At 68.9% G+C, this 11,454-nt stretch carries 7 protein-coding genes; 2 read left to right on the top strand and 5 right to left on the bottom strand.

All coding sequences use genetic code 11. From position 1 onward, the window contains the following. Positions 1–328: 328 nt before the first annotated feature. Both ABZT12_RS37010 and ABZT12_RS37005 read right to left on the bottom strand, forming a co-directional pair. Positions 329–2,944 (bottom strand): LamG-like jellyroll fold domain-containing protein, encoded by a 2,616-nt coding sequence (locus tag ABZT12_RS37010; RefSeq protein WP_356393512.1) that lies wholly within the window; start codon positions 2,942–2,944, stop codon positions 329–331. A gap of 219 nt (positions 2,945–3,163) precedes the next feature. After that, complete coding sequence (locus ABZT12_RS37005) at positions 3,164–4,657, bottom strand: arabinofuranosidase catalytic domain-containing protein (protein ID WP_356393508.1); 1,494 nt, start codon at positions 4,655–4,657, stop codon at positions 3,164–3,166. Between the two features lie 672 nt (positions 4,658–5,329). On the opposite strand from ABZT12_RS37005, the gene ABZT12_RS37000 reads away from it, so the two are divergent. Together ABZT12_RS37000 and ABZT12_RS36995 are read left to right on the top strand one after the other, a co-directional pair. After that, positions 5,330–6,361: a LacI family DNA-binding transcriptional regulator gene (locus ABZT12_RS37000; protein WP_356393505.1), complete on the top strand. Its 1,032-nt coding sequence runs from the start codon at positions 5,330–5,332 to the stop codon at positions 6,359–6,361. 958 nt (positions 6,362–7,319) lie between these two features. Then, positions 7,320–7,793: an expansin EXLX1 family cellulose-binding protein gene (locus ABZT12_RS36995; RefSeq protein ID WP_356393502.1), complete on the top strand. Its 474-nt coding sequence runs from the start codon at positions 7,320–7,322 to the stop codon at positions 7,791–7,793. 298 nt (positions 7,794–8,091) lie between these two features. Here the strand turns inward: ABZT12_RS36995 and ABZT12_RS36990 are convergent, their stop codons facing one another. The 3 genes from ABZT12_RS36990 to ABZT12_RS36980 form a co-directional block, all read right to left on the bottom strand. Beyond that, positions 8,092–8,793, bottom strand: coding sequence for a FadR/GntR family transcriptional regulator (locus ABZT12_RS36990; protein WP_356393500.1), 702 nt, complete (start codon positions 8,791–8,793; stop codon positions 8,092–8,094). A gap of 445 nt (positions 8,794–9,238) precedes the next feature. Next, the gene (locus tag ABZT12_RS36985; protein WP_356393497.1) at positions 9,239–10,126 is read right to left on the bottom strand and encodes an amidohydrolase family protein; all 888 of its coding nucleotides are present in this window, start codon (positions 10,124–10,126) and stop codon (positions 9,239–9,241) included. After that, positions 10,119–11,444 carry an L-fuconate dehydratase gene (locus tag ABZT12_RS36980; protein WP_356393494.1) on the bottom strand — a complete coding sequence of 442 codons (1,326 nt, stop codon included), beginning with the start codon at positions 11,442–11,444 and terminating at the stop codon, positions 10,119–10,121. The genes ABZT12_RS36985 and ABZT12_RS36980 overlap by 8 nt, the downstream gene beginning before the upstream one ends. Positions 11,445–11,454: the final 10 nt, after the last annotated feature.

Genomic DNA, 11,454 nt, shown 5'->3' with positions numbered 1-11,454 from the left:
TCCCACCTCCCCCGCCCCCAGCCCGCCGCGCCCCGGCGTGGCGCCCGGCCCGGGGCGGGCGGCGGCGGTGCGGTGACGGGGCGCTGAAGGCGACCAGCAGCAGTAGGACAAGCTCGCGCCTCCGAGCTTGTCCTACCGTTCTTGCGCGGGCCCACGCCGGTCATTCGGAGGATCGGTGAGCCCGAGGACTCCGCTCTGAGCTGTACGCGTGTCTGACGGCGCGGGGCGACGCGTTGTTCGAGTTGTGCGACGCGCTGCTGTGCACGGATGGGCCGGTGCGGACGCTGGTTGATCTCGCGCTCCCGCCCGCGGGGTGGGTGGACGGATGTCAGGTCAGGACGAGTTCCAGGACCGTGACGGAGAGCGGCGGCAGGGTGCTGGTGAAGGCGGCTGCCGCGCCGGCGACGGTGCCGGTTCTGGGGATCAGTGTGGTGGGTTCGGTCAGTGTGTTGGTGGCGGTGCGCGAGGGTCCGGTCAGGACCGTGGCGGTGGCCTTCTTCTTCACGCCCTCCGGCAGGCCCCTCAGTTCGATCGGTACGTTCACCTTCTCCGTTCCGGAGTTGACGACCGCCAGGTAGAGACGGTTCCCCGCGCGGGTGGCGACCGTGGCGATGACGGGCAACGCACGTGTGGTGGCCGGCAATACCGTTCTGCCCAGCCTGCTCGTCAGCATCTGCTGCGCCCAGTAGCTGGGTGACACGTAGCTGGTGAGGTTGTCGTAGGCGATCAGGTTGGTCGCCCAGACGTTGTTCTTGACGTGGGAGAAGAGCGGGGCGTAGCACTCCATGAGGACTTGGTCGGAGTTGCGGATCAGCCCGGCCAGCCATGCGGCGTCGCCCAGCGCGGCGTTGAGGTCGGGCGTGGGGCGTCCCTCCTGCGCGGCCCACTCCCCGACGAAGACCTTGGTCGAGGCGCGGTCCCGGTTGTCGTACTTGTGGGTGGCGGCCTGGGCGGCGGACGGCGCGAGGTAGTAGTGTTCGTCGATCAGGTCAGGTGTGCGGCTCGTCACCGGCGCTGTGGCGATCAGCTTCAGGTGCGGGTACTTCGCTTTGATCGCGTCGTAGAAGGCCGCGAACCGCTCGTTGTAGGACCCGGAAGAGTCGAACCAGTCCTCGTTGCCGATCTCTACGAACTCCAGCGGGAACGGCTCCGGGTGGCCGTCGGCCGCGCGCTTCGCGCCCCAGGTGCTGGTGACCGGACCGGTGACGTACTCGATCTCGTCGAGGGCGTCCTGTACGTACGGCGTGAGGGCGTCGCCGGTGACGTGCTCGCCCTTTAGCGTGTAGCCGGCGAAGACGGCCAGGACCGGCTGGGCGTGCATGTCTTCGACCCAGTGCAGGTATTCGAGGAGTCCGAGCCCGTCCGTGGACCAGTAGCCCCAGGCGTCGTCCATGTGGCCGGGGCGTTCCCAGGCCGGACCGATGGTGTTCTTCCAGTTGAAGCGGGTTGCGATGGTGTTGCCCTCGAGGAAGTTGCCGCCGGGGAAGCGCAGGAACTTCGGCTTCAGGGCGACCAGTTTCTCCATCAGGTCGATGCGCAGGCCGTTGGGGCGGTTGTTGTAGGTGGGCGGGAAGAGGGAGACGTACTGGAGCCAGAGCGTCCCGCCCGCGGCGGACGGGTCGTCGGTGGTCACGGTCAGTCTCGCGTCGCCGACCACAGGAGTGCGCGGACCGGTGCGCAGGGTGAGTTCGAAGGGGCGGTCGGGGAAGTCGGTGCCGACGTGGTGCAGGCGTGCGGAGGCGTACACCGTCGAGCCGTCCGCCGACTCGACGGCCACGGTGAGGGGGCCGATCCGGTGCGATGCCTTGGCGAACAGCCGGGCGGTGTAGGTGGTTCGGGGGCGCACGGGGATGCCCCAGAATCCGTCGTTGGCCACTCCGGCCCGGTTGCCGGCGCCGGTACCGCTCGGCAGTGCGACCTTGAGGGAGCGGTTGAGGGCGTCGTTGAGGGGTGTGGTGGTGTCGAGCGCGAGGGTTGTCCCGCCGACGGTGGACCAGTGGACGGCTGAGGTGTCGCTGGCCATCATCGTGCGGTTTTGTACCAGTTCGGCATAGATGCCGCCCTCGCCGGAGTGGTTGATGTCCTCGAACATCAGGCCGGGAAGGACGGGGGACACGGCGTGCGCCGGGTTGGCGACGTCCACGCTCAGCAACGGCGTCGTGGACTCCACCGGAACCCCGGCCAGCGTCGCGACCTGGTCTGAGGTGAGGGCGGTCGGGAACATCCACACGTCGTCGATCAGACCGTGCCACTGGTCGACGTGCCCGCCGCCGTAGAGGGCGCGGCCGATGGCGGTGTCGCCGATGCCTGCCCAGCCCGCGGCGTAGTCGCTCTGCCCCTCCAGCACGCCGTTGACGTAGAGACGGGTGACACCGGCCGACGGGTCGCTGACTCCGACGAGGTGGGTCCAGGTGCCGGTGGTGGGCGCGGAGGCGGCTGCCGCGACGGCGGCACCCTGTGTGGCGTCCGAGGCGAGCCGGGCGAAGGCGAAGGTGCCGGTGTCGTCGCGCAGCCCGAGGTAGAAGGCGCTGACGACCTGGCCGTCGATACTGACGGCGGTCTGGTAGCCGCCCAGCTGGCTGAGGTTCACCCAGGCGGCCACCGAGAACGCCTCGGAGGTGTCGAGGGCGGGCCCGGTGGCCGAGGCGTTGCCTCCTGCGGTGAGGCTCAGGCTGTGGGCGCCGATCTTGCCGGTGTCCCAGGCGGCCGCGCCCTGGAGGACGGCGGTGTGAGCGTGGCCGGACGAGTCGGCGGCGGAGGATCCGGAGCCCTCGTCGAAGGTCCAGTGCGCGGCTGCGGGGGGCAGGTCCGAGGCGGTGGCGTCCGCCGAGGTGCCGGAACGTCCGGCGGCCTGTGCGGGCGCGGCGCCGAAGGTTCCGGCCAGGGACGCGGCGCCGAGGGCCGTGAGGACGGTTCTGCGGGGCAGTCCGGTTTCTGCGGGCATGCGGGATTTCCTTTGCGAGGCGAATCGATCGGACAGCTGCGTATGGGGCGCGGTGAAGGGGGGTGCTGAACGGGGGAGGAGTGGTGAGTGCCTCTCCGCGGTGGGTTCCGAACGAGTGGGGGCGTGTGGTGAGTGCTCGTCTTGAATATCGACGGCCGGGACGGGCCGATGGTCTGCCGTCGGGGAGGCCGGCGGACCATCGGCGGGTCGGTTCTCCGGTCAGGAGGCGATGTCCCACTGCTGGCAGGTGTTGTCGAGCTGCTGCCACTGGCGCACCATGGTGCCGTTGGCCGTTCCGCAGTTCGTGACGTCCAGTGTCATGCCGGTGTTGACGTTGGAGATGGTGTAGTGGCCGCCGACCTTGGTGACGTCCCACTGCTGGCAGGTGTTGCCGAGCGAGGCCCACAACTGGACGGCCGTGCCGTTGCTCTGCCCGCAGTTCTTGTCGTCCAGGACCGTGCCACTGTTGACGTTGGTGATCGTGTAGTGGCCGTTGCCCACGCCGGCGAACTTCCACTGCTGGCAGGTGTTGCCGAGCGAGGACCAGAGGTCGACCGAAGTGCCGTTGGCCGTACCACAGTTCACCGCGTCCAGGACCTTGCCGGAATTGGTGTTGGTCAGGCGGTAGGCGGTGCCGGTGACGGGGAAGCTCGCGGTCGGCGTGCTGTAGGCGACGGACGTGACGTCGGCCTGCACGGCGTTGTCGGTGGCGTCGGTCGGGTAACCGGAGGTCATGACGCCTTCGAAGAAGGAGCCGTCGGACCCGTTGCTGTTGTCACCGCCGGTGCCGAGGACGATGGCTCCTTCCTTGTGCATCGGGTTGTATCCGCTGGTGGTGGGCAGGGCCCCGTTGTAGAAGGTGCTCAGTGAACCCGACTGGGCGTTGCCGCCCTTGATCGCGTAGGCCGAGGTGCCGTTGTTCTTCTCCATGGCGGTGACGTACTCGCTGGAGATGCCGGTGTTGCCCGAGTAGGCGCCGTTCGCCCCGAAGAACAGTCCGTTCTCCAGGTCCGCCTCCACCCAGGGGCCGGAGCCGGTGCAGGAGAACCAGCACTCCGTACCGAAGTTGATCGCGTCCATGTGGCCGTTGCCGGTGTCGTCGCCGGACGTCTCGGCGTTGCCGTAGTCGAAGCAGCACCGGTTGTTCACGTGGTGGCCGCTGGTCACCATGTACGCGCCCTCGGGGGAGCTGCCGGTGGCGATGCCCGTGGTGCTGTTGTCGCGGTAACCGACACCCGCGGAGACGAAGACTCCGTACGCCGCGTGGCCGCCGACCGTGACCGGCAGGGCGTTGGCGATCGCGCCGACGTCCTGGCCGCCGTTGCCGCCCGGACCCTCGATGGTCAGGTCGTTTCGGTGCGAGCTCTGGTCGTAGATCTTGGTGATGATGCAGGTCGTGCCGGAGCAGAAGGAGTCCTGTGCCGCGGCGTTGGCGTAGCCGCCGGTGCTGAGGACGCCGATGTCGCGGGTGGCGGAGTCCGAGGCACGCTTGACCTGGTAGAGAGCGCCGGTGTAGGAGGCGTAGAGGGCTCGCGTGGTGCTGTGCGCCGCGGCGCAGGGGGTGCCGGCGGAGGCGTAGATGTCACACGGCAGGGACGAGGCCGCCTGGGCGGTGCCCGCGGCGCCGATGGCCCCGACCAGGATGCCGGCGACAAGTGCGAGGACCGCGCCGACCACCCTCAGCCGGAGCCCTCTCAGATGCCTTGCTATCACTGTGAACCTCTTCCGTGTCGCGTTCTTCTCGGGCCCGGCGTCGCCTGCGCAGCGAGCGGGCGGACGTCCGGTATGCGGTGGTCTGCATGCCGGGAGCTGCCGCCGGGACATGGCGTCGGCGCTGAACGGGACATTGCCGTCCCGCCCGGCGGGAAATGTGAGCGCTAACAATCGAGGTTCCCGGATGCCGTCACTCATCCGGGCTCCATGGGGACGGGGGTGTTGGCGGCCTGTGTGTTCCTCTGTTCGGGCACGGCTGCCGAGCGTGATGACTGCATGCCGGAACGGGTGACCCGGCCTGGAACCGGGGCGTTGTGCATGTGCCGGTCTCGTACGGTCGACGGTGATCGACCGGTGTCGCAACTCCGCCTTTTTTACGCGGGGATGAATGGGCGGTCAACAGTGGAGGACGGTCAAGAATGTGGAAACGAATGCCCTGGATTTCGTGGGGGATGGTCTGCGGTCACGGTGGAGCGGGGCCTTTCTCGGCAACGACCTGCCAGGTCAGGGCAGTTGGAGGGCGCGTGACAACGCTGTCCGAAACATCCGGAAGCGAGCAGTTGTGATCCTTGACCCCTCCGGAATGTGTGCGCTAACAATTCTCCACGGCAGGCTGGTGCCGGCCGGAGAAGCAACCGATCGGAAACACGGCAGCACGTGAGGAGGCGGAGGATGGACGGGGAACGCGCACCGGTGATGGCGGATGTGGCCCGGATCGCGGGCGTCTCGCACCAGACCGTTTCGCGGGTCCTCAACGACCACCCCAACGTACGGTCCGCCACCCGTGACCGTGTGCTCGCCGCAGTCCGTGAACTCGGCTACCGCCCCAACGCCGCCGCCCGCAACCTGGCCACCCGACGCACCCGCACCTTGGGTGTGATCAGCTTCAACACCACGCTGTACGGGCCGGCCTGCATGCTCTACGGCATCGAGCAGGCGGCCAGACAACACGAGTACTTCGTCATAGTGGCCGCTGTCGGCACGCTCGATCGCCGTTCGGTGCTGGACGCCGTCGACCGGCTCCGGGACCAGGGTGTCGAGGGGATCATCGTGATCGCGCCGCAGGCCTCGGCCGTCGGAGCGCTGGGGAGCGTGCCGTCGGACGTACCGCTGGTCGCGGTCGGCTGCGGCACCCACGCCAAACTGGCCTCGGTCGCCGTGGACAACGAGGCTGGTGCCGAACTCGCCACCTCCTATCTGCTCGACCTCGGCCATCGCACCGTGCACCACATGGTCGGGCCGCGTTCCTGGCTCGACGCGCAGGAGCGCGAGGCAGGATGGCGCAGCACCCTGGAAAAGCGGGGTGTTCCGGTGGTCGAACCGCTGGGCGGCGCTGACTGGACGTCCCGTACCGGATTCGAGGTCGGTCAGCGGATCGCCGCCGACTCCGAAGTCACCGCGGTGTTCTGTGCCAACGATCACATGGCCCTCGGCCTGCTGCGGGCTGTTCAACAGGCCGGCCGCCGGGTGCCCGAGGACATCAGCGTCGTCGGATTCGACGACATGCCGGAGACCGAGTACTTCGGCCCGTCACTGACCAGCGTCCGTCAGGACTTCGACGAACTCGGCCGGCGTGCCCTGCGTGCTCTGATCGAGATCGTCGGTGACCCGGACGCGGGGCTCCCGGCGGCCGACGAGAGACCTCACATCGTCATCCCACCCAGTCTTGTGGTGCGCACGTCGGCGACCCGCCCCCGGCACTGACCGGCGCCTCGGTCCCACCACCCAGGCCTGCCCAGAGAAGAGGAAACGAGAGGGGCCGACTCCCCTTAGCGTGACCGCCGACCATCGGCGGCTGCGGGTCCTTGAACGTCCGGGTGGCGTCGCAGGTGAGTGCCGCAGGCCGAACGACCGCTCTTCCCAGTCCACTTGGGTCGCAGGACGGGACGAGTGGTCCGTCCTGCGACCCGACGGTCCCCGCCACCTGACATACCGTCAGGCAGCCGTGCATTGCCGCCCTCGGCGCGTTCACCATGGTCGGCCTCCACACTCCTGCAGCCGACTTCTCGCTCCCCAGGACCTCCTGACCGGCATGGGACGGCGGCGTTCCCGCGGCGGTCCGCCTGATCCGCGAAGCGGCGGCAGCCGCTGCGAACACCCAGCCGCCTCCGACGGACTGATCTGCGCTCTACGGTCGGCCTCCGCGGTCCGCCCACGCAAGGCAGGTTGCGCGGCAGCGCCGACGGAGACACAGGCTGATCGTCGGCATCACGGCGGCGCTGGCCACCCACCGGGGTTGTCGTCTCCCTGGTGGTGGCGTCGCTCTCCGACCATGAGACCGATGCGGCAGTGGTCGCGGTCACCCCGGGAACTCCGGCGGAAACACCGGCCACCACAGGCACCCTGACGCCGACGCCGACGCCGACGCCGACGCCGACGCCGACGCCAACGCCCACCGCGACGGGAACGCCCACGTCGACGGGTACTCCGACGCCGACGGCTGCCGCGAGCAAAGCGTCGGCACGGCCGTCGGCCACCAGGACCGACCGCACCACGTCGGCTTCCGCGGGCCCGGCAGGACAGATTCGCCCCAGCACCACCTACCGAGGGGTAGCCACCGTCTACCAAGCCGGAAACGCTGACGGAGCATGCTCGTTCGGCGCCAGCGGCGACATGATGATCGCCGCGATGAACACCACTGACTACGAATCGTCCCGGGCCTGTGGGTCGTTTGTGCTCGTCCGAACGGCGAACGGCGAACGGCGCCTCGGTCACGGTGCGGATCGCCAACGAGTGCCCCCTGCCCTGCGCACCCGGACAACTGGACCTCAGCGAGCAGGCTTTCGCCAAGCTGGCCGATCCCAAGCTCGGCAGGATTCCGATCTCCTGGACACTGATCAGCCCCACCACCTCCCAGAAGATCTCCCTGCGGTACAAGGTCGGGTCGAGCCAGTACTGGTGCGCCCTTCAGGTGATCGGCCATCGCAATCCGATCGCCCGCCTGGACGTCCGCGTCGGAGCCGGCTGGCGGCAACTGCCTCGGACCGGCTACAACTACTTCCTCTCATCCGACGGAGGCGGCTGCGGCGGCGCTGTCAGGATCACCGACATCTACGGGGAACGTCTGATGGTCGGAGGGATCGCGATACGACCGGATGTCGTGCAGGCGACGGGCGTTCAGTTCGCTCGGCACTGAGCAATGACATAGGTGTGCGGGTGGTACCGGCCGGGTCGGTACCACCGACGCACCACGGATCGGCGGGACAGGAGGGGGTGGCGTTGCGCGAAGCGCCCCGACCCGTAAGGGGGCCACGGTTGCCGGGTGTCTCCATGGAGCGTGGCACCTCTCCCACGCTCCGACGCGGACTGCATGTCGGCCCAGACTGGGTGTCGGCATCGTGCGGAGATCGGAATGTCCGCGCCGGCTCGGTGAGTTGTGCGGCCGAATCGCTCTCGCGCCGGCGCTGGGCCGGCCTGAAGCGCCCGACCGTCCGCTACGCCGGATCGGCATTCGATCGCAGGTGCTCCCGCAGCCAGTGCTCGGTGTTGCTGACGTGCAGCAGCGCCGCGGCCTGACTCACTGCGGAGTCGCGGGTGACGAGGGCGTTGTAGATGGCCTCGTGTTCGGCGAGGGTGCGCCCGGAGGACTGGTCGTCGAGCTGGCCGCGCCAGATTCGGGCGCGCAGGGTGCGGCCGGAGATGCCTTCGAGCAGGGCGAGCAGGCTCTCGTTGCCGGTGGCCGAAACGACGGAGCGGTGGAAGGCGGCGTCGTGGGCGTTGAGCCGCTCGACGTCGTCGCTCGCCGAGCGCATCGCGTCCAAGTGGCCTTTGACCTCCGCCAGTTGGTCGTCGCTGATCCTCGTGGCGGCGAGTCCGGTGGCGAGTGGTTCGAGCAGCCGACGGACCTCCATCAGATCCAGCAGGGCACCTGTGTCGCTCTGGAGAAGTTCCACCGCGCCGCCGAGCCCGTCCAGCAGCAGGCTGGGCTGGAGGCTGGTCACATACGTGCCGTCGCCTCGGCGTACCTCAAGCACCCGGGCCACGGCCAGCGCCTTGACCGCCTCGCGGGCGAGGTTGCGGGAGAGGCCGAGCTGCGCGGCGAGTTCCGCCTCCGGGGGCAGTTTCGCGCCTGGTGACAGCGCGCCGGAGCGGATGAGCTCACGGATCTGCCCGATGGCCCTGTCGGTGAGGGACAACGTGAGCTCCTTCCGTGAGGGGGCGTGCCGTCCGGTAGGTGGATTGCCGGGTCGGCGTGCCCAGGGTGGCGCTGATCATACCGGGGAGGCGTGGGGTCTGCCGTCGGTGTGCTGGCCCTCCGGGTGTGGCGTCATGGGATGTCACTGGCGTGGCTCCAGACCCCGAAGACATTCTATGTTTGCGGGTGAGCAAAGAACACCAAATGCATAATCGACGCACAAATTAGCAGGTGGGAGACTCTTTTCATCCCTGCACGCCCGTTGACACGACAAGGCGACAGGGCGGACCTTCTTCCGTAACAGCCGACGCGATGGGTGGTGATCGACGCGCCGGTCCCACCGCTTCCGTCTGTCCCGCGCAGCATGTACATCGGCGGGAGCAACGCCAACACGCATCACGTCGCGACCTACCAAGACCCCTCGGCCTGGCCGTACCACAACTTCATCAACGGAGCGAACGACAAGCGGGCCGCTTCAGCCAGTTCGCGCCCAAACTCAAGTCCGCCGTCTGCTTCTCGTGCGGAGGGCAGTCGCCCAGGAGGTGTTCGACCGCTTCGGCCCAGCGCGCCCAGCCTCCGGCGAGGACGCAGACGGGCCAGTCGGAGCCGAACATCAGCCGTTCGGGGCCGAAGGCGGCCAGCAGGGTGTCCCACACGGGGCGGATGTCGTCGAGGGTCCACGTGCGGTGGTCGGCCTCGGTGATCAGTCCGGAGACTTTGCACCGCACCTGGGGGTGGGCCGCGAGTGCGTGCACCCCGTGGGTCCAGTCGGAGAGTGTGTGGTGTCCGATGGGTGGTTTGCCCGCGTGGTCAAGGACGAGGGGGAGGTCCGGGAAGCGCTGGGCGAGGTGGATCGCCTGGGGGAACTGGTGGCTGCGGATGAGCACGTCGTAGCCGAGGCCCCGGTGCTGTGCGGCGCGCAGGCCCCGTTCGACGGACGGTTGTTGCAGCCACTCGGGGTCGTTCTCGCTCTGCACGAGGTGGCGCAGGGCTCGCAGGTATCCGCCGCCGGGGGCGGATCGCAGTTCGTCGAGTACGTCGCCGATCGCGGGGGAGGTCAGGTCCGCCCAGCCGACCACCGCGGCGACCAGGGGTTCCTGGTCGGCGAGGGTGAGGAGTTCCGTCGTTTCCTCCGTGGAGGCGACACACTGCACGACCACGGTGCTGGTCAGCCGTCGCCCCGCCAGGTGCCGGTCGGCGGCTCGGCGCAGGTCCTCGATGCCGTGGCTGCGGCGGATCGCCTCGTGGCCGGGTTCGTCGAGCCAGGGCTGGGGGCGGTGGTCCAGGTCCCAGACATGGTGGTGGGCGTCGACCAGGGGGAGGAGGTCAGACACGGGCGGACCAGACCGGGCCGTCGGGGTAGCTGTACTCCTTGAGTGAGGCGGGGTGCATCTGCGCGCTCAGTCCGGGCAGTGTCGGGGCGAGGTAGTGGCCCTCGACGATGCGTACCGGGTCGACGAAGTGTTCGTGCAGGTGGTCGACGTACTCGATGACCCGGTCCTCGGTGGTGCCGGAGACGGCGATGTAGTCGAATATCGACAGGTGCTGCACCATCTCGCACAGGCCGACGCCGCCTGCGTGCGGGCAGACCGGCACGCCGAACTTCGCGGCCAGCAGCAGGATGGCGATGTTCTCGTTGACGCCGCCGACGCGAGCCGAGTCGATCTGGACGATGTCGACCGCGCCGGCCTGAAGGAGCTGCTTGAACACCACGCGGTTGGCGATGTGTTCGCCGGTGGCGACCTTGATGGGACTGAGCGCCTTGCGGATGGCGGCGTGGCCGAGGATGTCGTCGGGGGAGGTGGGCTCCTCGATCCAGTACGGGTCGTAGGGGGCCAGGGCCCGCATCCAGTCGATGGCGGGCTGCACGTCCCATCTCTGGTTGGCGTCGACGGCGATGCGGATGTCCGGGCCGACGGTCTCGCGGGCCGTGCGCAGGCGCCGCGTGTCCTCCTGAAGGTCGGCTCCGACCTTCAGCTTGATCTGGGTGAAGCCGTCCGCGACGGCCTCGCGGGAGAGTCGGGCCAGCTTCTCGTCGGAGTAGCCGAGCCAGCCGGGGGTGGTGGTGTAGGCGGGGTAGCCGCGTTCCAGCAGGTGGGCGATGCGCTCCTGGCGGCCGGCTTCGGCGCGGCGCAGGATCTGAAGCGCCTCCTCGGGGGTGAGGGCGTCGGACAGCCAGCGGAAGTCCACCTGTGCGACCAGCTCCTCGGGCGACATCTCACCGAGGAAACGCCATACCGGCTTGCCCGCGCGTTTGGCAGCGAGGTCCCAGGCGGCGTTGATGACCGCGCCGATCGCCATGTGGATGGCGCCCTTCTCCGGTCCCAGCCACCGCAGTTGGGGGTCGTGGACCAGAGAACGGGAGAACGCGCCGAGGTCGGAGCAGACCTGTTCCACCGACAGGCCGACCACATGCGGGGCGAGGGTGGCGATGGCGGCGGCCTGGGCGTCGTTGCCGCGTCCGGTGGTGAAGGCCAGGGCGTGGCCCTCCAGTCCGTCGCCCGCATCGGTGCGCAGGACCACGTAGGCGGCGGAGTAGTCGGGCTCGGGGTTCATGGCGTCCGAGCCGTCGAGGTGTTCGGAGGTGGGGAACCGCACGTCCAGGACGTCCAGAGCGATGATGCGGGCGGATGAGGGCACGGGGGAGGACATGGCGGCAACT

This window comes from Streptomyces sp. NPDC005423 (assembly GCF_040606415.1).
Lineage (GTDB): Bacteria > Actinomycetota > Actinomycetes > Streptomycetales > Streptomycetaceae > Streptomyces.
This window is presented reverse-complemented; position numbering and strand designations above follow the sequence as displayed.

Coding starts and splice junctions, on each gene's coding strand:
- ABZT12_RS37010 (WP_356393512.1), bottom strand. CDS start 2,944: ATGCCCGCAGAAACCGGACTGCCCCGCAGAACCGTCCTCACGGCCCTC.
- ABZT12_RS37000 (WP_356393505.1), top strand. CDS start 5,330: ATGGACGGGGAACGCGCACCGGTGATGGCGGATGTGGCCCGGATCGCG.
- ABZT12_RS36980 (WP_356393494.1), bottom strand. CDS start 11,444: ATGTCCTCCCCCGTGCCCTCATCCGCCCGCATCATCGCTCTGGACGTC.